At 56.5% G+C, this 23,093-nt stretch carries 24 protein-coding genes and 1 tRNA gene; 18 read left to right on the top strand and 7 right to left on the bottom strand.

What is annotated here, in order from left to right; translation table 11 throughout:
- Positions 1-57: 57 nt before the first annotated feature.
- On the top strand, positions 58-1,143 hold the full coding sequence (locus ACR0L4_RS14725) for a hypothetical protein (protein ID WP_480513777.1): 1,086 nt from the start codon (positions 58-60) through the stop codon (positions 1,141-1,143).
- A 249-nt stretch (positions 1,144-1,392) separates the two neighbouring features.
- On the opposite strand, the gene ACR0L4_RS14720 is transcribed toward ACR0L4_RS14725, so the two are convergent.
- Positions 1,393-1,581, bottom strand: coding sequence for a hypothetical protein (locus ACR0L4_RS14720; protein ID WP_480513775.1), 189 nt, complete (start codon positions 1,579-1,581; stop codon positions 1,393-1,395).
- 579 nt (positions 1,582-2,160) lie between these two features.
- Entirely contained in the window at positions 2,161-3,123 is a 963-nt protein-coding gene (locus ACR0L4_RS14715) for a LysR family transcriptional regulator (RefSeq protein WP_480513773.1), read from the bottom strand.
- A gap of 128 nt (positions 3,124-3,251) precedes the next feature.
- Between ACR0L4_RS14715 and ACR0L4_RS14710 the strand changes: the two genes are divergently transcribed.
- From ACR0L4_RS14710 to ACR0L4_RS14685, 6 genes are all read left to right on the top strand, one after another.
- On the top strand, positions 3,252-4,259 hold the full coding sequence (locus ACR0L4_RS14710) for a TAXI family TRAP transporter solute-binding subunit (RefSeq protein ID WP_170752433.1): 1,008 nt from the start codon (positions 3,252-3,254) through the stop codon (positions 4,257-4,259).
- 80 nt (positions 4,260-4,339) lie between these two features.
- Complete coding sequence (locus tag ACR0L4_RS14705) at positions 4,340-6,553, top strand: TRAP transporter fused permease subunit (RefSeq protein ID WP_170752435.1); 2,214 nt, start codon at positions 4,340-4,342, stop codon at positions 6,551-6,553.
- A gap of 4 nt (positions 6,554-6,557) precedes the next feature.
- Positions 6,558-7,796, top strand: coding sequence for an NAD(P)/FAD-dependent oxidoreductase (locus ACR0L4_RS14700; protein WP_480513770.1), 1,239 nt, complete (start codon positions 6,558-6,560; stop codon positions 7,794-7,796).
- A gap of 43 nt (positions 7,797-7,839) precedes the next feature.
- A complete protein-coding gene (locus tag ACR0L4_RS14695; RefSeq protein ID WP_480513768.1) occupies positions 7,840-8,580 on the top strand; it encodes an aspartate/glutamate racemase family protein in 741 nt (246 codons plus the stop codon).
- Positions 8,581-8,691: 111 nt separating this feature from the next.
- Positions 8,692-9,420, top strand: a complete 729-nt coding sequence (locus tag ACR0L4_RS14690) for a TSUP family transporter (RefSeq protein WP_480513766.1) — start codon at positions 8,692-8,694, stop codon at positions 9,418-9,420.
- Positions 9,421-9,482: 62 nt separating this feature from the next.
- Positions 9,483-10,460, top strand: coding sequence for a D-cysteine desulfhydrase family protein (locus ACR0L4_RS14685; protein ID WP_480513764.1), 978 nt, complete (start codon positions 9,483-9,485; stop codon positions 10,458-10,460).
- Between the two features lie 440 nt (positions 10,461-10,900).
- On the opposite strand, the gene ACR0L4_RS14680 is transcribed toward ACR0L4_RS14685, so the two are convergent.
- The 4 genes from ACR0L4_RS14680 to ACR0L4_RS14665 are packed head-to-tail and all read right to left on the bottom strand — an operon-like array spanning position 10,901 to position 14,324.
- The gene (locus tag ACR0L4_RS14680) at positions 10,901-11,365 is read right to left on the bottom strand and encodes a phosphate-starvation-inducible PsiE family protein (RefSeq protein ID WP_480513762.1); all 465 of its coding nucleotides are present in this window, start codon (positions 11,363-11,365) and stop codon (positions 10,901-10,903) included.
- A 49-nt stretch (positions 11,366-11,414) separates the two neighbouring features.
- A complete protein-coding gene (locus ACR0L4_RS14675; protein WP_170752446.1) occupies positions 11,415-12,203 on the bottom strand; it encodes a transporter in 789 nt (262 codons plus the stop codon).
- Between the two features lie 34 nt (positions 12,204-12,237).
- On the bottom strand, positions 12,238-13,248 hold the full coding sequence (locus tag ACR0L4_RS14670) for a DUF1214 domain-containing protein (RefSeq protein WP_480513760.1): 1,011 nt from the start codon (positions 13,246-13,248) through the stop codon (positions 12,238-12,240).
- Positions 13,249-13,265: 17 nt separating this feature from the next.
- Positions 13,266-14,324, bottom strand: a complete 1,059-nt coding sequence (locus ACR0L4_RS14665) for a DUF1214 domain-containing protein (protein WP_480513758.1) — start codon at positions 14,322-14,324, stop codon at positions 13,266-13,268.
- 451 nt (positions 14,325-14,775) lie between these two features.
- Between ACR0L4_RS14665 and ACR0L4_RS14660 the strand changes: the two genes are divergently transcribed.
- Positions 14,776-15,852: an AraC family transcriptional regulator gene (locus tag ACR0L4_RS14660; RefSeq protein WP_480513756.1), complete on the top strand. Its 1,077-nt coding sequence runs from the start codon at positions 14,776-14,778 to the stop codon at positions 15,850-15,852.
- A gap of 95 nt (positions 15,853-15,947) precedes the next feature.
- Positions 15,948-16,667 carry a porin family protein gene (locus ACR0L4_RS14655; protein ID WP_480513754.1) on the top strand — a complete coding sequence of 240 codons (720 nt, stop codon included), beginning with the start codon at positions 15,948-15,950 and terminating at the stop codon, positions 16,665-16,667.
- Positions 16,668-17,112: 445 nt separating this feature from the next.
- Here ACR0L4_RS14655 and ACR0L4_RS14650 read toward each other — a convergent pair.
- Positions 17,113-17,187 (bottom strand) — tRNA-Thr (locus ACR0L4_RS14650).
- Between the two features lie 83 nt (positions 17,188-17,270).
- On the opposite strand from ACR0L4_RS14650, the gene ACR0L4_RS14645 reads away from it, so the two are divergent.
- The 9 genes from ACR0L4_RS14645 (at position 17,271) to ACR0L4_RS14605 (ending at position 23,068) form a co-directional block, all read left to right on the top strand.
- Positions 17,271-17,426: a hypothetical protein gene (locus ACR0L4_RS14645; protein WP_170752452.1), complete on the top strand. Its 156-nt coding sequence runs from the start codon at positions 17,271-17,273 to the stop codon at positions 17,424-17,426.
- Between the two features lie 6 nt (positions 17,427-17,432).
- On the top strand, positions 17,433-18,701 hold the full coding sequence (gene murA / locus ACR0L4_RS14640; protein ID WP_170752453.1) for a UDP-N-acetylglucosamine 1-carboxyvinyltransferase: 1,269 nt from the start codon (positions 17,433-17,435) through the stop codon (positions 18,699-18,701).
- Entirely contained in the window at positions 18,698-19,174 is a 477-nt protein-coding gene (locus ACR0L4_RS14635) for a DUF2948 family protein (protein ID WP_480513751.1), read from the top strand. The genes murA and ACR0L4_RS14635 overlap by 4 nt, the downstream gene beginning before the upstream one ends.
- A gap of 46 nt (positions 19,175-19,220) precedes the next feature.
- The gene (locus tag ACR0L4_RS14630; protein WP_480513749.1) at positions 19,221-19,691 is read left to right on the top strand and encodes a GNAT family N-acetyltransferase; all 471 of its coding nucleotides are present in this window, start codon (positions 19,221-19,223) and stop codon (positions 19,689-19,691) included.
- 53 nt (positions 19,692-19,744) lie between these two features.
- Positions 19,745-21,046 carry a histidinol dehydrogenase gene (gene hisD / locus ACR0L4_RS14625; protein ID WP_480513747.1) on the top strand — a complete coding sequence of 434 codons (1,302 nt, stop codon included), beginning with the start codon at positions 19,745-19,747 and terminating at the stop codon, positions 21,044-21,046.
- A 98-nt stretch (positions 21,047-21,144) separates the two neighbouring features.
- On the top strand, positions 21,145-21,624 hold the full coding sequence (locus tag ACR0L4_RS14620; protein ID WP_170752459.1) for a UPF0262 family protein: 480 nt from the start codon (positions 21,145-21,147) through the stop codon (positions 21,622-21,624).
- Between the two features lie 3 nt (positions 21,625-21,627).
- Positions 21,628-22,080 carry an arsenate-mycothiol transferase ArsC gene (locus tag ACR0L4_RS14615; protein ID WP_170752461.1) on the top strand — a complete coding sequence of 151 codons (453 nt, stop codon included), beginning with the start codon at positions 21,628-21,630 and terminating at the stop codon, positions 22,078-22,080.
- Positions 22,081-22,083: 3 nt separating this feature from the next.
- Positions 22,084-22,482, top strand: coding sequence for a ketosteroid isomerase-related protein (locus tag ACR0L4_RS14610; RefSeq protein ID WP_170752463.1), 399 nt, complete (start codon positions 22,084-22,086; stop codon positions 22,480-22,482).
- A complete protein-coding gene (locus ACR0L4_RS14605) occupies positions 22,475-23,068 on the top strand; it encodes a GNAT family N-acetyltransferase (RefSeq protein WP_480513744.1) in 594 nt (197 codons plus the stop codon). Before ACR0L4_RS14610 ends, ACR0L4_RS14605 begins: the two co-directional genes overlap by 8 nt.
- The last annotated feature ends 25 nt before the right edge of the window (positions 23,069-23,093 follow it).

The following is a 23,093-nucleotide window of genomic DNA, read 5'->3' as shown; positions in this document are numbered from 1 at the left end:
TCGCCGCGAATTGATTGACGGGCCTATAGCGACGGCCGTTCCGCAAAGGAGACTGACATGAAAACCACCGTTTTGGCGCTGTTAAAATCTTCGACAGTTGCGATTGCATTGCTCGGATCCGCAGCCATCGTCACCACAATTGCCACTCCGGATTTCGCCTATGCAAAAGAAGGCAAAGGCAATGGTGGCGGAAATGGTAACGGTGGCGGCAACGGAAACGGTGGCGGTAACGGCAACAGTGGCAATAACGGAAACGGCGGTGGCAGTGGAAAAAACAGTTCAGCCGGCGACAACGGTGGCGGCAAGGCTGCAGACAAAAGCCGCGGTGGCCAAAAGTCAGGAAAGTCGCAAAATGGAAAATCAAAGTCGAAGTCGGCGCGGTCCCTTTCTAAAATAGGCAACGGGTTCTCATTGAAGGATCTGTTCAATGGCAAAGGCAAAACGACAAAAACGACATCTTCCAGACAAGACACAACCAAAAATGGCGGCAAGCTAAAGGCAAAATCAAATAATAAGCCTTCGAAAATCGGAATTGTCGAAGAGTCTATCCGCCCTGCAGTTCGAACCAAAGGTATTCGAATGGCGGCGCTGCTTGGCGCACATCCGTCTGAATTGGGCGCCCTGAACGCAGCCAATGCCAGTGCAACCGCTTTGGCAAATGCATCACCCAATTCTCGCGTCGGTCGAATTGCCAATTACCGCGACACAGTTCTCGCCGGAGAACCGTTGCGTGAGGAACTCGCTGACAAGCTAGAGGAACTCGACGGATTGGAGAAGCCGGAACGGAGCGTTTCTGAGATCGAAGACGATTTGGAAGCGGCACTGGGTGATGTTCAGGACAATCAGGCACAGGTCGAAGATCTTGAGCAGGCCTTGGAAGAAGCCGGTGGAACTAACCCTGAGATCGAAGATCAGCTTGACGAAGCACGTGCCGAGCTAGACCGATCCGTTGAAGAGGCGCAAAATCTGAACGACGAAAGGCAAGCAGCAGTAGAATACCAAGAGACCACAGAAGAAGCGCAGGAATTGGCTGACCAGGTCGAAGAACAGGAATTGACTGAGCGCGAGGCTTTGGAAGCTGCGGCGAACAAGCCCGTTACCGATGCAGTTGAAGAAGAGGTAAAATCACTTCTGGGCCTCTAGTCGAAGATCACCAACGCCTTCGTTCAACTCTTTGACAAAGCTGACTACTCACAGAAATACTCCAAGCTGGGCCAGCCATATGTTTCACAGGGATGGGAAACGGCTGGCCCGCGCTTGATGGCAAGATAGTTTGAAACAGATTGACTGGTCGCAAAAAAATCCCACCCCGAAAGGGAGTGGGATTCAGTTTCAATTCCAATACTTTAGACAGATATCGGGAATTGTGAGGGGGGGTCTGCTGAACTGCCTTCAGACGTTGTTTTGTGCCTCGGAAAGCCGCTTGTTTTTGATGATCTGTATCAGTGCATTTTCAATAGGAGGGAAGCGGCCGCTGCTCGACTTGGTCGTAGGTGACAAACGTTCTTCGGCGATTTTGCCGGAGGATTGCATCACAGCTGTTTTGCTGGGCTTTTCAGTCACAAAGGCAGGCTTGATCATGCGTTTCCCCTTGTCAACGACCAAACGGGTTACCCCGCGTTCGATCCAACAAAAGCACTATGCCTCAGCTTGGTTGAACACATTGGGAATACATTGTTCACGTTCAGTTAATGTTGTTCACGAAACAAGTACAAAGGAATAGTGAAGTGGTTTGGCAGACTGGATGCTTGTTGTCTCTTGTGTATTGAATGGCACAATCAAGCCACATAAGGGACGAATAGTCGGCTAAGTGCGGATTACAACGGTTTGCAAGGTAGGCCGCACGAGATTGCGTCGACGAAGTAATCTGCGAGATGCAAGCGGCACTGAACTTTTTCGAGCAATCGTGGTCATTTTGACCGATAGATTTGGCCACTCGTGGACCAGATCAGAGCGCTGGGTCAAATTGAATGAAACGCAGGTTTCAATCTCTGCTGAATACCCTGCGCTTGCTGATTTACCCAATGGCCAACGTTTTGTCCGTGAATGAAAATGCACGCATTGGTTTCTCACTTGCTCATGTCGGGTGCGCGCCAAAACGGATCAAGAACAATCATGAGTGCGGTTGTCTTGGTCGTTTAAGGCCGTTCGCATCGCGTGCTAAGCGTCTCGCTCCTCTCTAGTTGTTTTGGTACTAGGATTGGCGACCACATCCTCTAGCATCGCAAGGACTTCGGACTTCCAGCCCGCCTTGATTTTAAGGGCCAGCTGAGACGGCGGGCGGTGTTCTGGCTCAAGTATTGCGTATTCATACCTAAGTGGGTTTTCGAACGGCAAGAAGACGACCTTTCCGTCGGATGACTGCAGTTCCCGTTCCGTTGCGACGGTCAAAGGATCAACGATTGTGCAACATTGCCCCGAACTTACAAAAGGGATCAGCGGTAAGAAGTACTGACAGGTCACTGTTGAATTGTACCGGGCAGAGGCCTCCTGAAACTTGCTTCTGATCTTGTGCTGAAACGGATGCGCCTCATGAAGGCCGCCCATCGGAACCCCGTCGAGATCAGAAACAGAGATACGATCACGCAAGGCAAGCGGGTTTTCCCGGTCAATGGCACAGAAACAATCTGCCTGAATCACCTCGACAGAATACTGCGACTCCTTGCCAACCGAGTGCTCGAAATCGGCAAAGCCGAAATCAATGTTCTGTGTCCCTGCAAGCTCCATGATCTGCGGCGAACTGCGCGTAGATAACGTAATTTGAATATCAGGGTATTCACCCACGGACCGACTAATGAAACGCGGAAACAAAAAGGCGGACGGGCCGGGCATCGTCGCGATATTCAGACTGCCCGAATGCCCTTTGATAAGCCCCTCCATCGTGCTGGAGATTGCGGCAAGACGGTCCAGTATACCCGTTGTCTCTGCAAGTAGATAACGCGCTTCGGGAACTGGGACCAACCGCCGACCTTTACGTTCGAACAGTACCAGGCCGAGAGTCTTTTCCAGGTTCTTCAATGCCAGGCTGATCGCAGGTTGGGTGCGATTCAGCTTTCTGGCCGTCTGCGAGATCGATCCGGTTTCCATGACTTCGCGAAAGACGGTGAGCTGTGTTAGGTTCATGGGCAATACATAAGTCAAACTTTAGTTTTGTGAAATATAACAAATTTGTTTTAATGAAATTTGTCTTTACGCTTTTGGGATCGAGGTTCGGCCCAACCGAATCCCACGAACCAACAACGGAGACGACTATGAAACTAGTGAAATGCCTGACTGGTTTGGCTTTGGCTGGCGCGCTGGCCGCACCGGCGCTGGCGCAGGACCCAACGTTTTTCCGCATCGGCACCGGTGGTGCTGGTGGCACCTATTTTCCCATTGGCGGCACCATCGCAAACGGTATCTCCGCCCCTCCGGGTTCGCGTCCTTGCGAAGAGGGTGGCCAATGCGGCGTTCCGGGTCTGATAGCTATTGCACAGTCCACCACAGCGTCCGTCTTCAACAACGCTGCCGTGCAAAATGGTGAGCTTGAGGCCGGACTGGCCGCAGCCGACGTGACCCGTTCGATGTATCTTGGCGAAGGAAAATTCGAAGGCAAACCCCACCCAAACCTGCGGATCATTGCAAACCTGTTTCCCGAAGATCTGCATCTGGTGCTGCCTGCCGGTGAAACGATCAACGATCTGAGCGATCTGGAGGGGAAACGCGTCGGTATTGCCCAGGCTGGATCGGGGACCCAAGTTGCGGTGCTTCAGATGCTTGATGCCTGGGGTGTGAACCGAGACAACATGGACGAAGCCGAGTTGAACAACAGCCAGAGCGCCGAGCGTCTGGCCGACGGTCAATTGGACGCTTATTTCTATGCCGCAGGCTGGCCCGTTGCCGCTATGGTGCAGTTGTCGTCAACCAAGGGCATGAACCTGCATTCCTTCACGGATGAAGACATGGCAAAGATCAACGAGATCATCCCAGCCTATATCCCGTCGACCATTCCGGGAGGTGTCTATGAAGGCATCGACTCCGAGACCAAGACCCCGGCGGTTAGCGCGATGCTTGTTGTGTCTTCGGAACTGTCCGACGATCTGGTTTATGGCCTGACCAAAGCGCTGTGGAATGACAACACCCGCAAGTTGCTGGACAATGGCCACGCCAAAGGCAAACAGATTACGCCGGAAACAGCTTTGGACGGTGTCCAAGCGCTGGGTGTTCCGCTGCATCCGGGCGCCGAGAAGTTCTATAAAGAAGCTGGTCTACTGCAATAATCGCAACTGATTGAAACCTAAACGCGGTGCCCTCAAGCGGGGCACCGGACCCTGGAATTTTGCGAAATCAGGAGGCCATCATGTCCGACACCCAGAAACTTGATGACCACGAACTGACGGCCGAAGAACTGGCCGCCATCGAAGAACAGTTCGACGAAGGCGCCGCCGTCCGGCAGGTCACACCCGCCACAGGCAAGGTGCTGCGTGTCGTTGCCCTGATCTTTGCGTTCTACGAATTCCTGACCGCCGGGTTCGGCCTGCCTGCCGATCATTGGCACATGGGCATCTACTTGGCCCTGCTGTTCATTCTGGTTTACGCGACAATCCCGATTGTGGGGGCCAAGAGCCTCTATGCCCTCAAGGTCAGCCGGTTCCGCATCGGCAACATCCCTCTTTACGATCTGGTCTTCATGGGGTTCGGCATTGTCGCCGCGCTATATGTCGGTGTCGCGTGGCGCGGCATCCCGCTTTTGGGGATAGAAGAACAGACCTTCCGCATGGGTAACCCGAATGGCTATGACGTGTTCCTTGGCGTCGTCATCATCCTGTTGGTGCTGGACATCGCCCGCCGCACGCTGGGATGGGTACTGCCGCTGATCATCTGTGTGTTTATTTCCTATGCCCTACTTGGCCCGTATTTTCCGGGCTTGCTGCAACATCCGGGCGTGAACTTCAAAACCTTCGTGTCTTCGATGTATTTCCCGCAAGAAGGCATCTACGGCGTCACTCTATGGGTGGTGTCGACCATCGTCTTTCACTTCGTCCTGTTCGGCGTGATCGCACAGCGCACGGGATTGGGGCAGCTGTTCATCGACAACGCAACCATTTTGGCGGGCCGCTATACAGGCGGCCCGGCAAAAGTGTCGGTGGTATCCTCGGCCTTCTTCGGCACGATCTCGGGTTCTTCGGTGGCCAACACCGTATCAACCGGCGCGCTGACAATTCCCAACATGAAGCGCCTAGGATACCCCGGCCACTTTGCGGGCGGTGTCGAGGCCGCATCTTCGGCAGGTGGTCAGATCACTCCGCCGATCATGGGGGCCGCCGCCTTCATCATGGCCGAGTTCCTCGAGGTTCCCTATACCACCATCGTTATCGCCGCGATTTTCCCCGCGATCCTGCATTACGTCGGTGTTTTTGCGGTGGTGCACCTGATGGCGCGCAAACTGAACCTGCAAGGGTTGGCGAAAGAGCAACTGCCGCAGCTCAAGGCTGTCTGGGCCGAAGGCTGGGCCAACATCGTTCCTTTGATCGGCCTGCTGGTCGTGTTGTTCACCGGTTACACGCCGTTCATGTCTGCCTTCTGTGGTATTTCGCTGGCAGTCATCGCGGGCATGTCGCGCCTCAGGCAGCCACCAACGCTGATCTACGCGGCAGCATTCCTGGCCTTTGTGCTTTGGAAGTTTTCAGATGGCGGGTTCGATCTGACCATGACGGCGATCCTTTGCGGCTTGTCGGTGATCGCCACTCTCAACCCTCAGAAACGGATCGAAGTGCCCGAGATGCTGGCCGCCGTCGAACTGGGCGTGAAGTATTCGCTGGCCGTGGGTGCCGCCGCCGCTGCAGTCGGCATCGTGGTCGGTGTGATCAATACCACCGGTATCGGCTTCCGCATCGGCTTTATGGTGACGCAAGGCGCAGGCAATCTGGCGTCGGATCTCTACAACATGATCTCGTTCAGCAGTTTCCAGTTGTTCGCGATGGAAGACCTGCAATTGTTCATCTCGCTGGTTTTCATTGCTATCGTCTGCATTCTGATGGGCGCAGGCATTCCGACAACGGCGCTTTACATCATGCTGGTCTCGGTTGCGCAGCCCGCGCTTGCACAACTGGGCGTGCCGCCAATCGCCAGCCACCTGTTTGTGCTTTACTACGGTGTGGTGTCCGAGATCACACCGCCGGTCTGTACATCAGCCTATGCAGCGGCGGCCATCGCAAACTCGAACCCGTTCCGAACCGGGTTGTCGGCCTTCACCCTTGGGCTGGGCAAAGTCATCGCCCCGATGGCCTTTGTCTATGCGCCAGTCCTGTTGTTTGTGTCCTCAACCGGGTTTGACCTGTGGGAGTTCACTTACACCGCAACCAGTTGCATTGCCGGGGTCGTGGCCCTGTCTGCGGCGGTGGTGGGCTATTGGCTGAAGCCATTGAATTTGGTGTCGCGCATCCTGTTGGTCATCGCCGGGGTGATCTTTGTCGCGCCAAGCCTGACCGCTGATCTAGTCGCGCTGGTCGTGGCCTCGCCGGTCATTGTTACCCAACTGATCGCCCGCAACCGCAGTCACTCTCGGGCCTGATACGATGACAGAACAAGTGACCATCATCGGCGCCGGGATCGTCGGCATTTGTTGCGCACTCTCGCTTCAGGATCGCGGCATTCCGGTGCGCCTGATCGACCGGGGGGACCCCGGCCAGGAAACCTCATTCGGAAATGCAGGCGTGGTGTCGCCGTGGTCGATCATTCCGCAGGCCATGCCCGGGATATGGAAGCAACTGCCTCAGATGCTGCTAGACCCCAAAAGCGCATTGTCGGTGCGTCCGACCTTTTGGCCCAAAATGATCCCCTGGGGGCTGCGGTTTCTTGGCAACTCGAACGAAAACACAGTTCGCAGGACATCAGACGCGATGGAACTGCTGTGCCGCCCTTCCATAGAACTGTACCGCAAGCACTTGAACGGCACAGGCCATGAAGACCTGATCACCGACAGTTTTTACGTGCATGCGTTTCGGCGGCCGGAAAACGCAAACCTTGAGGGGTTAGACTACCGAATTCGCAAAGAAAAAGGCGGTCAGATCGAGCGTGTGGACGGCGCTGAGCTTCGCCGAATAGAACCGGCTTTGTCCCGCGATTTCAAAGCTGCCATCTTGATCAAGGGTCAGGCTCGCATCCTCTCACCGGGCCGCGTAGGCACGGTATTGGCTGAGAAAGCGCAAGCTCAGGGAGCTGAGATTGTGAAAGCCGAAATCAAGGCAATTTCGAAAACTCAGGATGGAACCTGGGAACTGAAAACTTCCGGCCCGACTATGCACGCCCCCCATATCGTCATGGCTGCCGGGGTATGGTCGGCAGACTTGTTGAAACCTATGGGAATAAAGGTGCCCTTGGTCGCCGAGCGTGGATACCACATCGAGTTCCCCAGCCCTCACAGCACTCTGAGCAATTCGGTCATGGATGTAGAAGCAAAAGTTGTTGCCAGCACCATGCAGGATGGTCTCAGGGTCGCCGGCACTGCGGAGTTTGCGGATGTCGACGCCCCCCCGGACCCACGCAAACAAGCCATCCTGACCCGACAAGCCCAAGCTATTGTGCCGGACTTGAACACACAGGGCGCGCGCTTTTGGATGGGTCGTCGCCCGTCTTTTCCCGACAGTCTTCCGGCTATTGGTCAGGTGAACGGTAAATCGGGCATCTACGCAGCCTTTGGGCATTCTCACTACGGTTTGATGATGGCCCCAAAAACCGGAGAGCTTGTGGCCGATATCTTAACAGATCGACGGCTCAACATAGATCTGTCTCCGTATTCGTTAGCGCGGTTCTAGGCGATCAGCCCGCTCCGCAGCTATGCTACAGGAAGGAAAAAACATGCCCGTTTTTAGTGGCGGACAAAACATCTGCGGCGCATCCATTGGCGTATTGTGTCTGGAAAGCTACTTTCCCAAACCGCCCGGTCACATCAAAAACCCGTCCAGCCTGCCGTTTCCTGTGCTGTATGAAAAGATCGACGGTATAACCGTGCCGGACCTTTTGAACGACCCCAAACCTGAAATGCTAGAGCCATTCATCAAGGGCGCTCGGAACCTGCAAGCCGAAGGCGTGCGTGCAATTACCGGAAGCTGCGGTTTCCTTGCCTTGTATCAAAAGGAACTGGCTGCCAGTGTCTCTGTCCCGGTGTTTGCCTCAAGCCTCATACAAGTGCCGCTGGCGTTCAACATGACTGGTGCCGAGGCACCTGTCGGTGTTTTGACCGCGGATGCCTCGGCATTGACACCCAGACATTTTGACGGGGTTGGGGCGGCAAACATACCGGTCGCGGTGAAAGGGCTGGAACAGACAGACGAATTCGCTGAGGTGATCCTACGGAACACCCGAACGCGCATGGATACCGATCTGATCGAGGCAGAAGTGTTGCAAGCTGCGCGCGATCTGAAACGCGAAGCGCCCGAAATTCGGTCTGTGGTTTTGGAATGCACCGATTTGCCGCCCTATGCTGCGCGGATTCAGCAAGAGCTTAGGCTACCAGTGTTTGACCTGACGACACTGGCCCACATGGCGCACGCGGTTTCAGCCAGATCTCCGTACCTTGGTATCATGCCCTGGGGTTGATCTTGCCGTGCTTTCCCGCACGGCGTGCTCGCTATTGTTTCGCTTCAAAACGAGATGTCAGTTTAGGATTTCGGGTCAGTGAAGGAATGAGCGTGACAAAAGGTGTATGACGTGTCCCTGGAATTGTCTTTATTGATGCTCGCCGTTTTTCTGGGCGCGATGCTACAGGTCGCAATAGGTATCGGGTTCAGCATTCTTGCCGGTCCGCCCATGATGATCCTGCTGGGGACAACAACGGCGGTTCCCGCACTTTTGCTTTTAAATACAATTGTTTCCGTGGTTGCAACGGATCGGCGCATCGTGTCGGTTGAACGGCGGACAATTACAACCGCGATATCCGGCTGCTTGATCGGCGTGGTCGCCGGGCTGATGATCTACCCTTGGCTCAGCGAGGCCTTTGTGCTGTCTTTGACAGGACTACTTTTACTGATTGGTGTCGCAACGACCTTGCTTCCAAATCAAAAAGCCGTTGGCAAAACCGGTTTTGCCGCAGTGTCCGGGCTGTCCGGTTTGGCAACAGTTTGGGCGGCGACACCTGGGCCGTTGATGGTTTTCGGACTTATTGCGCGGGGGTTCCAAGCCAAAGACGTGGCCGTTCTGGTTCAGCCCATCGCGCTTGTCGCCTATGGTGTCGCGTTTCTTTTGCACGGCATTTCAAACTGGCAATCGATTCCGTTTGGACCCCAACTGTGGAGTTTTGTAGGCGCCGCAATAGTCGGGGGTGTGTTTGGACGTGCCCTCAGATCGCGCTTGCCCCAACCGCTTGTCAGGGCCGCTATTCGAATCATTTCGCTTGTGGCCTGCATTGTGCTGTTCCAACGCGCGTACATCGTCGCATGAAATTCAGAGGTCAATAAGCGATGTCGAAAGATCTTCTTTCCAGGTTTCCCAGGGCCCGTTTCATGTCAGGTGCAACACCGGTCGAGCGGTTGGACCAAATGTCAAAAAAACTTGGGATCGATCTCTGGCTCAAGCGGGATGACCTGACCGGGCTCGGCTTCGGCGGCAACAAAACAAGACAGCTCGAGTTCTATTTTGGTGACGCGCTGACAAAGCGCGCGGATAGTATTCTGATTACCGGAGCGGTTCAGTCCAACTACGTCCGGTCCGCCGCCGCGGCCGCTGCGCGACTTGGTATGAAATCCGTCCTGCAACTGGAAGAGCGTGTTCCGGATATGGGGGCGGAATACTATCAGTCCGGGAACGTATTGCTGACCAAGATTCTTGGTGCCGAACGTATGAGTTATCCCGTGGGTGAGGATGAAGCCGGGGCAGATGCGGCCCTGCAGGCCCGCGCCGACGAACTCAAGGCGCAGGGGTACAGCCCTTATGTCATTCATCTGGGCCTGCACCACGCGCCGCTCGGCGCACTTGGCTACGTTGCCGCAGGTCAGGAACTTTACCAGCAGATGCACGATTTTGACGCCGTCGTTGTCCCATCGGGCAGCGGTGCGACCCATGGCGGTCTGCTGACTGGTCTAAGAACCTCCGGAGCGTCGGCCCCGGTTTTTGGCATCTGCGTGCGTCGCAACAGCCAATTGCAGCACAAACGGATGTTGACCGTTCTGGAATTGCTTTCTGATCTGTTGGGCATTGATCCGGCAAGAGTGGTGGATGACGTTCTCACCTGGGACGAAGCCCTCGCGCCCGGCTACGGCAGGCTGGGGCCAAAATCCCGCGCAGCACTTGAACTGATGGCTCAGACCGAGGGGGTTTTTCTAGATCCCGTCTACACGGCAAAGACATTTGCCGGATTGATCGATCTGGTCGAGCAACGTCATATCAAGCCCGGGCAAAAGGTGGTGATGATACATACAGGGGGATTGCCTGCATTGTTCGGTTACCAGAACGAACTCAGTCCCGTCTTGCGGTCTGAATAACTGGCCGACAGGTTGGTGCCGCATCCCGCAGCTGACTTGGACGCAGGAGTTGTTCGGCAGCAAGTTTTTGCCGGGAAATTTCCCGCTCCTTATAACCATCACGAGTTTTGAGGCATTTGATCTCCAAACGCCTATGCGACTGTGCCTGCGCCAACCAGCAACAAGCAGTGAGCCTTCATCAAGTCCGAAAAACCGCGTCCTAGACTGGATGGGCGCATCAAAAGCGGGTTCCTACGTACCTTAAGACTTTAGAACCATGATTCTGCCTCGGGTAGGTCTGCGTTGAAGATATCGATTTAGACAATAAACCACCTGCGCGCCGGTGTTGTGCAGATTGTTTGCCCAAGTCCTGCCCTGCTTTGGGACCGTTCGATTGACCGTAGGCGAAGCCTTGGACTGGTAATCTGCGTGATGCGAGTGATCCAACCTTTTGGCAGCATTCACTTGCCGCGCCATAGCAGCCAATATGTGATACCAAAGGCCAGACCGAGGCCGGAATATCCAACGAAATAGAGCGGCTCCAAATCTGATGTATCCAGTGTAATGACCTTTCTGGCAACGGCCATCAGCGCGGTTGCAACAACCAGTTTTACGTGAATGACGTCGGCTGTCAGGTAAAGCGTGACGTTTGTGTAGATTTCGATGGCAATCAAAACCACCAGAGCTGCCGCAAACACATCCAGCAAATCGCTTACGTCAAGAATAAGAACCGGCGGGCTAACCAGCTTGATGTATAAAGAGTACCCGGCATCAATGACAGCGAAGCCGATCACAACGACCATGAACAAGGACATCACCCGAACGGCGTGTCGGATAAGGCGATTGCAGCTTCTGACAATCGGATCCTCATGGTCAGGGTCCAGTTCGACATGTGCTTGTCCATTGCGTTGCATCTGTTCGTCCATCAAGACCTCCGTGGAAACCGCACCTATCGAACAAAGCCTGTGCCGAAGGTCAGCGCCTTCTGGGTAAGACCACCTGGGCCTGCAGGCGCAAACGAACGCCTTCCGGGCCTGCCTCGGGTGCCTCAAGCCAATACCCGACCCCTGCTTGCAGATTGACCGGCACCGCGCCCCATTGGACCAGCCTTGAGACCGATGCGTTTAACGGTACGGCCCAGGCTTCAGCCTCCCAGTCATAGGTGCTTTCGCTTTGCAGCGAATAGGTAAATGCGCCCTCGGTGGAATAGGCAAGAAAGGGTTGGAAGAAGCTGACATTCGTGGGGGTTTCTGGGTCGCCTTCCAAATCCCACAGATGATTGGCCAGCGCGCCGTAGGTCCAAGGCCCGGTCTGACGCAGAGCAATACCGGTGATCCCGGCTGCCCAGGTGTCGCTTGACACGTCGCTGAAGGTAGGCAGCCGCACAACAGGGCCAATGCCCCAGGTCAGATCCCCGGTTCCGGTGGGTGAAAACCAGGCGGAGAACAGGATATCGCCGAACCCTTCCTGGCGCGTCCCCGGAATAATATCTTCCTGCCAGATATACGGGATGATGGTGCGCGTGATCAGGTTGAGGTCGTCGCCAAGCTGAAAGGGCACAACCGGCTGAAAGTTCAGTGTGGTGCGCGACCCCTGATCAAGGACACCCAGGTTGTCATCGTAGTTCAATTGAAACGGAACAGAAATGATGGCCGCAAGCGGGTTGGCCAGTTCCTGGGCCAGATCGGCTGCTTCATCTGCGACGCTTGAGCCAGCGGCGCAGGTCGCACTGAGCAGCACTGCAAAGGCAAGGGATCGTCGCATCAGCGCGCTCTCCTTTTTTGGCAGGTTGGATGGATCAATTTACCGGTTCGATCGGCGGGAACGTCCAGCTGCCATCCAGAATGGTCTCTTCGGGTTCATAAAGGCGGATTCCATAGTTCCAATCCGGGGTGATCGGAATGCAGTTCACGCGCCCATCCTCGCAGCCACCGAAATGGAGTGTGATTGACCCATCTTCGGCGGCTTCGGCGGTGTAATTATTGAAGCTGTTCACACCCAGATCGTTGGCTTCCAAATAACCGTCGCCATTGTAGACTGTCACCGACCAAAAAGCCCGAACCGGGACGTCCTTGACTGTGACCGCATGCGGTTTTGTACCGTCATTCTCGTCAACCTCGCCCAGTTGGTAAATCGCTGCCTCGGGGGGTAGACCACCCCAACCTGAAAACGCCCCTATCAGAAATTGAACCGGATCGATTTCGTCCCTGGTTCTGCCAAAGGCAAGTGATGGGTCAGAACCAAGCAATGCCAGATCGCTGATCGCCTGACGCGCAGTGGCAAGTTGCTCGGTGTCCCAATTGGGCGCATCAAACGGACCGGCCCCTCCGCCACCGACAACAATCATGTCCTGTGCCGCATGCGCTGCCACAACGTCATCTGGTTCCGTGACATCGGCAAAGGTACGGAAAGAGATGAACGCAAATGGTGTACCCAGGTCCTCTTGCGTGATTTGATAGGTGCCCGGTGATGCTTTGGCGTACATGAAATGATCCTGGTTGATAACGTGCATCGACATGTAGCGCCCACCTATCTCGGGCATCGTCACTTCGACCGGTTTACTCAAATCTACAACGATAGCCGAATACAGCGTGTCCTGATTCATCCGGATAACAGGCTGATTGTCGGGCGTGGTCGGTTCACGCAGATGCCCAAGTTCGCCGACTTGAAGGTTGAGGGCGCCCATGTTGGCACGGAACATATGATCCGTTTCCGCGCGAACGAGCTTGGCCACGGTCACATCGACCACGTCCTCGGCCCAGACGCCTGTCGGGAGTGTAAGGGCGACTGTGAGAAGAAACTTTTTCATCATAGGCATCCTGTTGTTCAGTTGACGGGTTGTACGGACGGGAAGACCCAGCTGCCGTCGATCACGTCCGGATTGGGTTGATAAAGTCGTACGGCATAGTTCCAGCCATCCATGATCGGAAGGCAGTTGACGCGGCCATCGTCGCAGCCGCCGAAATGCACGGTGGTGCTGCCATCGTCATTCTCGGTGCCCGAAACCGAGTTGATTACATAGGAGTCGTGGGAATTGAGTTCAAAAAACCCTTCTTCGTTATAAAGGCTCACGGACCAAAATGCGTTTACCGGCACGTCGGCCGGTACGTGAATCTTGTATTCTCCCACCGGCAGGCCGGGCTCAATGTTCAGATAAAACGCCTCGTCCTCGGGTAGGCCGCCAAAGCCGACTGCGGTGCCCAGAAAGTGGCGCAGCGAATCTGTATGATCGGCCGTACCGAAGGTCCGCACACTGTCTGTGGCGAACCTTCCCAGCTCAATCGCGGCTTGGCGCAAGGCCGCTAAGCTTTCCGCGTCGTAACTGGGCGTCTCAAAGGGCGTTGCTGAGGCCGCGTCGATGGAGAATCCATTCTGAATCGCATTGACCGCCGCCACATCTTCTGGGTTCTCGGCATCCACCAGTATCCTTGTGAAAACAAGCACGTAAGGGGTGTGGAATGTGTCCATGTCGAGCTGAAACACACCGCCACCGTCAAACACGTCATTGATGAAATGATCCTGATTGATCACCATCGTCGTCATGTATCGGTCGCCCACCTCTGGCAGCGTCAAATCTGCACCTTTGCTGATATCAATAACCGCAGCACTGTAAAGCGTGTCCCGGTTCATCCGAATAGTGGGCTGATTGTCGATGGGTGTGGGCTCTTTGAAGTGAAAGAACTGATTCACGCCCCCTGCCAGCGCGCTATACGTGTTCAACTCGGTGTCCGTCGCTGCGCGAACAAAGTTGTTGATGTTAACAGGCACCTCATATGTCTCAGCCAGTGTTTCGACCGTTGTATCGAAGTTCTGGGCGGCCGCCGTGCCCCCGAACGCAACGACCAAAGCAGCAAGTTTCCAGCGTTTCTGCGTAAGACTGATCATGTGTCTGCTCCCTTCATCAATTTCAGCGATGCATGCTTGATGGCCCGGGGTCCTTGTCACCTGCGCCCATTTGCGGCCTGCAGCCAATGCGCAATCAGGGCTGTTGCCATCCCGGTGGAACAAATCACAAAATGCGAATACATACCCTGACAAATACGTGCCGCCAGGCCGAAAAACTGGTTGAAAATGACAGGTTGCGACAATGCGTCCGCCTGCTCATCAAAACTTCTAGTCTTGGCGCGGCTGTGCGCGTGACCGACCATTCCTTATGCCAAGTCAATTTGTCGGACTGCGCTCAGCAGGCGGTATGCATCAGAAAACGCCGATCTTTGGAAACCTGACTTTTTCACCGCAAAAAGTGACTTCGGCTTTGACGCAGGTCAGAGACATGAGGTCGCGGTGCTTTATGGTTGATGTGCTCGGCCGTGCATTTTCGGCAACTATTAGGTGAATGATGATCAGGCAGGACGCACACGCTCAGAACGGCACGCCACCACTCGCTCGTGGGCGGGTCATCTTGCCGCTTGTGACTGCGTATCGGGAATCCGGTCAGTCCGCAGAAAACCTTCTTTCGGGGTTCGGTCTTTCATTTTCCGAGTTGAACGCCCCGAATTGCTTTGTTCCGCATGATACGGTTTATGCCGTTTTTGAAGCTGTTGCGCAAAAAACCTCCCCGGACTTCCCAGCACTTGTGGGGCAGACTTCAGATCCAACCGTCTTGTCCCCATTCGGGCAAGCAGTTCGCAGCGCAACGTCTCTGGCCGATTTCATCGCCAGATTCTGTGTTCACGCGGGACACAATACAAATGCGGTGACAATGACGCTTGATGTCTCCGGAGAGTTCGCCGTGCTGTCTGCCAAACGCAGGTTCACGCCCCGCAACTCCCCAGCCTATATGGACGCATTTCAGATCAGTCGCTGGGCCACTTTGCTGCACGAAACCGCCGGTCAAAATTGGGAACCAAACAAGGTGCTTGTTCGGGTGAATCGTCCCGATCTGCTGCCGTCCTACATTTATGGTATCCGGGCCGTCGGCGCAGGCCCAGATGGGTACTCCATCCGCTTCCCGAGCGTCTGGCTTCTGTTTGATATGGTCGGCCGTGGTGCGACCGAAGCCGTGTCTTCTACGCAGGATGCCAAAATTCCGGTACCGACGGATTTGTTGAGTTCGATCCAGAGCGTTGCCAGCTCAATGGTTGGGCGAACTGACTTATCGATTGCGTCGCTCGCCCGGGCGTGCGGCTTTCGCGGTGCGGCGCTGAACCGACGGCTTGCGGCGTACGGGACATCACTTTCCCGTATCGTTATCGAAGCCAAATGCGACCGCGCGAAACACCTGCTTTCCAAGTCCGAGAAATCAATGGGCGATATTGCTGATCAGCTCGGGTACTCTGACGCCACCGCCATGACACGGGCATTCAAAAAATGGACAGGTCAAACACCTTCGGAATTTCGGGCCAGAGAACTGAATAGCCACAGAGCGACTATCCCGATATTGGACCCTATCGAATGCAATTGTGAAACATAGCAGAAAATTGGCGCGACACATCTACCACCGCGCTTCAAACTCGGGACAATCAACAAGGGGAACAGGTTATGGAATGCACGCAGGTCAGGGGTATTTTGAGCAGCTTCCTGGTTGCGACCGCCACGCTGCTTGGCGGATCGGCGGCGGTGGCACAGGATTCAGGGTGGAGCTTTTTCGGCAGCTTCTACATTTACGGTGCGGACACCGACACAACCATTGGCCCGCTGGAGTCTGAGCTGAGTTTCAGCGACGCGCTTGAGAACCTTGACTTGGCACTGATGGGCACGTTCGAAGCGCGAAAGGGCAGATGGTCGCTGATCGCGGACTACATGCTCACGGACCTGTCCTTTGACGGAGAAACCCCAGGTCCGGTGTTCAGTGGCGCGGAAACCAGCCTCAAGACACAGTTCTTCACAGGCTATGCCGCCTATACGGCCTATCAGGATCAATCCGTGGCCGTGGATGTCGGGGGTGGATTTCGTTGGTTTGATACAAGCAGTACAATCACTCTGGTTGGCGGACCCACCCCGGCGCCCAGTTCAAGCATAAGTGACGATTGGTTCACCCCCCTGATCGCAGCCCGCATCCGGTATCAGATCAATGACCGGTGGTCAGCCGTCGCCTTGGCCGACTATGGCGGGTTTCGTTCAGATCGCGAAACGGCGCAGTTTCTGGCGACGGTGGGCTATGCCATCTCTCCAAGTTGGAATTTACGCGCAGGGTATCGCTACATCATGGTCGACAACGATGAAGGTCAAAACAGGTTCAAGCTGTCACAATCCGGGCCCGTAGTGGGTGTGACCTACAGCTTCTAAGTACGTAAGTGTCGCGAAAGACATTCATGCCAAACACAAACAAGTCCGGGGTTCTGGAAGTGCGCTAAGACACAAGGGGTACTACCTGCATGCCTGCAAGCCAACCATTGGTACAGGGTGCGACCATTCGGGCAGAAACAAGTGGTTAAAGGAGTGGTGAGTCGTCTGAGTGCCAAGGCTTGGTGGTTTCATTGTGCAACGAAATGCGGCCTGATTGCCGTACCAGTCCCGGATGGCCTTCGGAATCGGAAGGTTGAAATGGACGGTCTTGCGACCTCGTTACGCTCCGGGGACTTTTGGAAGTTCACTATACGAGATGCAGACGGCGTTCTAAGAGATGACCTGCGTTAGTTGCTTCTCGCACCAACGCTGGCTCAAAAACCCGCGCACAAAAGTCAGCTAGACCGCTGAATTTTCTTAAGTTATTGATATTAGAGAAAGTTTGTGGTGCTGCTGGAGAGAATTGAACTCTCGACCTCTCCCTTACCAAGGGAGTGCTCTACCTCTGAGCTACAGCAGCATCGTGGGCGGGTGATTAGACTCAAACGAAACGCGGCGCAAGGGTGTCTGGACGGTTTTTTTCGCCTCCTGTAGAGAAAGACCATGGCGGACAAAGACACACCCAAAAAACACGGTAAATCCGGTGGTGCGCGCGAAGAGCGGCTGAAGGCCGCGCTCAAGGCGAATATGGCGCGACGCAAGGCGCAAGCCAAGGCGCGTGCTGCATCCGAGGACAAGGCCGGCAAGGACGAGGGATAAGAGCAGATGGATTCAATTCTGGTGACGGGCAATGGTCCGCTGAATGGGCAGATTCCCATTGCGGGGGCCAAGAACGCGTGTCTGACGCTGATGCCCGCAACATTGCTCAGCGAAGAACCGCTGACGCTGACCAATGCGCCGCGGCTAAGTGATATCAAGACCATGACAGCCCTGCTGCAATCGCTGGGGGCCGAGGTCTCATCGCTGCAGGATGGTCAGGTGATCGCGATGTCGAGCCACGACCTGACCAGCCAGACGGCGGACTATGACATCGTGCGCAAGATGCGCGCCTCGAACCTTGTGCTGGGGCCGTTGCTGGCCCGGTTCGGGCAAGCGGTCGTGTCGCTGCCCGGCGGGTGCGCGATTGGCGCGCGGCCGATGGACCTGCATGTCGAAGGGCTTGAGGCACTTGGGGCAGAGATCGAGCTGAACGACGGGTATCTGCACGCCAAGGCCCATGGTGGGTTGAAGGGCGCTGTGCATGAAATGCGCTTTGCCTCGGTCGGGGCCACGGAAAACATCGTCATGGCCGCAACGCTGGCCAAGGGCACAACCGTGTTGAAGAATGCCGCGCGCGAGCCCGAGATTGTTGATCTGGTCGAATGCCTGCGCAAGATGGGCGCACAGATTTCCGGCGAGGGCACATCGACCATCGAAATTCAGGGCGTTGACCGTCTGCATGGTGCGACCCATCAGGTTGTGACCGACCGGATTGAGCTGGGCACCTATATGTTGGCTCCAGCGATTTGCGGGGGCGAGGTGGAACTGCTGGGCGGGCGGATGTCGTTGGTGACTTCCTTTGCCGAAAAGCTGGATGCAGCGGGCATCAGCGTATCGGAAACCGACGGGGGTCTAAAAGTGGCGCGCAAGAACGGTCGCGTGACCGCAGTGGATGTGATCACCGAACCCTTCCCCGGATTCCCTACGGACCTGCAAGCGCAGATGATGGCGCTGATGTGCACGGCCGAAGGGACCTCGGTTCTGGAGGAACGGATTTTCGAGAACCGCTTCATGCACGCCCCTGAGTTGGTGCGCATGGGGGCAAACATCGAGGTGCATGGCGGAACGGCGACCGTCACCGGTGTTGAACGTCTGAAAGGCGCGCCGGTCATGGCAACTGATCTGCGGGCGTCGGTCTCGTTGATTCTTGCCGGTCTGGCAGCAGAAGGTGAGACAACAGTCAGCCGGGTCTATCATCTGGACCGCGGATATGAACATGTGGTGCGTAAGCTGGAAGGCGTGGGTGCCAAAATCGAACGGATCAAGGGCGAATGACAGACGCAAGTTTTGAAGACGGCCGCGAAGCGCCGCTGAATCTGGGCGCCGAAGACGGTGATGACCTGCAGGTGATCTCATCGCTTGCGCAGGATGCGGTGTTCCCGTTGACCGAGATGAAGTGGCAGCCCTCGCAGCGCCGGTTCGGTCTGCTGCTGAACCGCTTCCGGTGGGAAGACAAAGACGCCGCCACCCGCCGTGAGCGTCCGTTTGAACGCGTGCAGTCCGTTCTGGTATTCGACTCGGTGCTCTCGGTTGCCAGCCAGGGCATCGACCGCCGCGACACCGATATGGTGATGTCGCTGCTCTCGGTCGATTTCGAAGCGCGCGAGGATGGCGCGGGCCAGATTTTGTTGACCCTGGCGGGGGATGGTGCGATCCGCCTGACGGTCGAGGCGATCGATGCGACCCTGAAAGACGTGACACGTCCCTATCAGGCGCCGTCGGGTCAGGCCCCGCACCATCCGGAATAAACGCGGTATATCGCAGGCCTTCGCCGGACCCGCCCCGGGTTTGGAGTTGCGACGTGCGACTGTCTTCGATGTGTTCCAGATCAGCCGGGTGTTGATCCGGTCGATCACCCATCTTTGCGCAGCCGACCACGGGAATGATCCGCGACTCCTGTCGCTCTGGACAGCCAACAAGGACCCGCAGACGGTCCGGGGCTGGGTCCAGAACGGAGCAGAGATCTGGGTGGCCGAACTGTCCGGGCAGATCGCAGCTGTCGGCGGTTTGCGAAACGGGTCCATGATCTCTCTGCTCTATGTCGATCCGGGTTCTGTACGGCGCGGCATCGGGCGGGCACTGTTGGCCCGGCTGGAACACGAGCTTGCGGATCAGGGCTGCGCACAGGCCTATCTGGATGCAACCCACACGGCACGGGCCTTCTACCTCAGATATGGCTGGGTTTCGGCAGGCGATATGGAAGAGTGGCACGGGATGACCCAATTCCCCCTGCGCAAATCGCTGCACCCGGTCGAGAAGGGTTGAGACCAACCCGTACGGGCGATATGTCCCCGTCAAACGCTCCGGAGTGCCAGACCATGCCCGTTTTCCTCGACACCACCTCGCCCGAGTTTGAGGCCGCCTTTCAAACTCTGCTATCCGCCAAACGCGAGGACAGCCCGGACGTGGATGCCGTGGTTGCCGGCATCATCCAAGACGTGCGGACCCGTGGGGATGCCGCTGTGATCGAGCTGACCTCGAAATTCGATCGCCTTGATCTGACATCCGAGACGCTGGCCTTTTCCTCTGACGAGATCACAGATGCCGTCACGCGTGTCACACCCGAAGACCGCGCCGCGCTTGAGCTGGCCGCCAAGCGCATCCGCGCATATCACGAAAGGCAGATGCCCGACGACCAGCAGTGGACGGATGAAGCCGGGGCAACCCTTGGCTGGCGCTGGTCGGCCGTGTCAGCGGCAGGGCTTTACGTGCCGGGTGGCCTGGCGTCCTACCCGTCGTCGGTTTTGATGAACGCGATCCCTGCTAAGGTGGCAGGGGTCGAGCGTTTGGCCATTGTCGTACCTACACCGGATGGGCAGGCCAACCCGCTGGTCTTGCTGGCGGCACAATTGTCGGGCGTGGACGAAATCTATCGCATCGGCGGCGCGCAGGCCATAGCTGCCCTGGCCTATGGAACGGAAACCATCGCTCCGGTCGACAAGATCACCGGCCCGGGCAACGCCTTTGTCGCCGCTGCCAAACGCCGGGTGTTCGGGAAGGTTGGCATCGACATGATCGCGGGTCCTTCGGAAATCCTGGTGATTGCCGACAAGGAGAACGATCCCGATTGGATCGCGCTGGACCTGCTTAGCCAGGCCGAACACGATGAAAGCGCACAGTCCATTCTGATCACCGACGATGCCGGATTCGGTCAGGCCGTGGCGCAGGCTGTTGAAAAACGCCTTGAGACCCTGCAGCGCCGTGCCATCGCCGGGGCCAGCTGGCGTGACTTTGGGGCCGTCATCACCGTGCGCGATCTGGATGAGGCCGCAGCGCTATCGAACCGCATCGCGCCAGAACACCTTGAGCTGTGCGTGGCTGACCCGGTGGCGCTGAGCGAACAGACCATCCACGCGGGCGCCATTTTTCTGGGTCAGTACACGCCCGAGGCCATCGGTGACTATGTCGGCGGCCCCAACCATGTACTGCCCACGGCACGGTCGGCGCGGTTCTCATCTGGCCTCAGCGTGATGGACTTCCTCAAGCGCACCACACTCAGCCAGATGACCCCCGAAGCACTACGTGCAATCGGCCCCGCGGCCGAGACATTGGCGCAATCAGAAAGCCTGGAAGCCCATGGTTTGTCTGTGGCGGCCCGTCTCAACCGGCTGAACGGCTGATGAGACGCACAGACTGCCGAAATACAGCGTTTCTGTGCGTTGCCCATTGAAATCCGTTGTTATAGGTCTGAGCAGACGTGAAGGATGTGACCGTAAAGATGACCCGTATTTCGCATATCGAACTGGATGACCGCAATCTGCCCCCGCCGACTCCCGAGATCGAGCAGGAGCGAAAGGTCGCCATCTATGATCTGCTGGAAGATAACAGCTTTAGCCTGCCGCAGCGGGATGATCGTGCCATTCCCGATGGTCCCTATCACCTGCAGCTCTCGATCCGCGACAAACGGCTGGTCTTCGACATCGCGACCGAGAACAGCGAGAAGGCCGCCGAGTTTCACCTGTCGCTTGGGCCCTTCCGGCAAGTGGTGAAAGACTACTTTCAGATTTGCGAAAGCTATTTCGACGCGGTGAAGTCTTTGCCCCCCAGTCAGATCGAAACCATCGACATGGCAAGGCGTGGCATCCACAACGAAGGCAGCCGCGTTTTGCAGGAACGGCTTGAAGGCAAAGCCGACGTGGACACCGACACCGCCCGCCGCCTGTTCACGCTGATCTGCGTGCTGCATTTCGGGGGGTGACGGGTGACGTCTCTGCCGCAGTCCATCCTGTTCTGTTGCGACCACAATTCGGTCCGGTCGCCGATGGCCGAAGGCATCATGAAAAAGTTCTACGGCACCGGCACCTACGTCCAATCCGCCGGAGTGCACAGCGATCTGGATATTGACGGATTCTGCATCGCCGTCTGTCAGGAGATCGACGTTGAACTGTCTCGCCACCGCACTCGGTCCTTTGACGAGATGGAAGAATGGGGCGATGACCTCAGCTCGTTCGATCTGATCGTCGCACTGTCCCCGGCCAGCCAGCGGCGCGCATTGGAACTGACCCGGATTTTTCATCTGGATGTCGATTATTGGCCAATAATGGACCCAACCGGGATGGGCGAAACGCGCGAGACAAAGCTAAACCACTACCGACAGACCCGCGATCAGATCATCAAGCACCTGAAAGACCGCTGGGGCGAACCTACGGAGTGACCCATGAACCAGACCGTCAAGACCTATTTCAACGCCTTCAACGCCGGTGATGTCGATGGCATGCTGGCCTGTCTGTCCGATGACGTGGCGCATCACGTGAACGAAGGCCTGATCCGTGTCGGCAAAGAGAAATTCGCCGCGTTCTGCGCCCATATGAACCGCTGCTACAAAGAGAACCTGACCGATATCGTGGTGTTCGACGCCGAGGGCGGCACCCGCGCTGCAGCCGAGTTCATCGTGAACGGTACCTATCTTGAAACCGACGAAGGCCTGCCGGACGCAAACGGTCAGACCTATCGCCTTCCCGCCGGGTCGTTCTTCGACCTCAAAGACGGCAAGATCACCCGCGTCACCACCTTCTACAACCTCGCGGACTGGACCAAACAGGTCTCAAATGGCTAAGGTCACTGCGGTCCGTCCCCTGACCGGAGCGGCGCTGGAGGCCGCTCTGGGCGACGTGGCGCGTCTGCGGATCGAGGTGTTTCGCGCCTGGCCATACCTCTATGACGGCGACCTCGAATACGAGCGCAAGTATCTGCAATCTTACCGCGACAGCAACGATGCAATCGTAGTTGGCGCATTCGACGAACAGCGCCTGATTGGCGCATCAACCGGCGCACCCCTGGCCGATCACGCCGATGATTTCGCCGCGGCGTTTGAAGGCACCGGCCTGGACCTTTCACAAATTTTCTACTGCGCTGAATCTGTCCTGCTGCCCGACTACAGAGGGCAACGCGTCGGCCACATGTTTTTTGATCTGCGCGAGGCGCACGCGCGCGCTTTGGGTTTTGCCAAATGCGCCTTCTGCAGCGTGCAACGCCCTTCGGATCATCCGATGCGACCCGCCACGTACCGACCCCTGGACGAATTTTGGCGCGCGCGCGGCTATAACCCCATGCCCGGCGTCATCGCGCAGTTTTCCTGGAAAGATCTGGGGGACGAAGACGAAACATCCAAACCGCTGCAGTTCTGGACTAGAAATCTTTGAACCTGTCAGATCGGCTTTGATCGCA

The organism is Ruegeria sp. AB5, from assembly GCF_056542645.1.
This window is presented reverse-complemented; position numbering and strand designations above follow the sequence as displayed.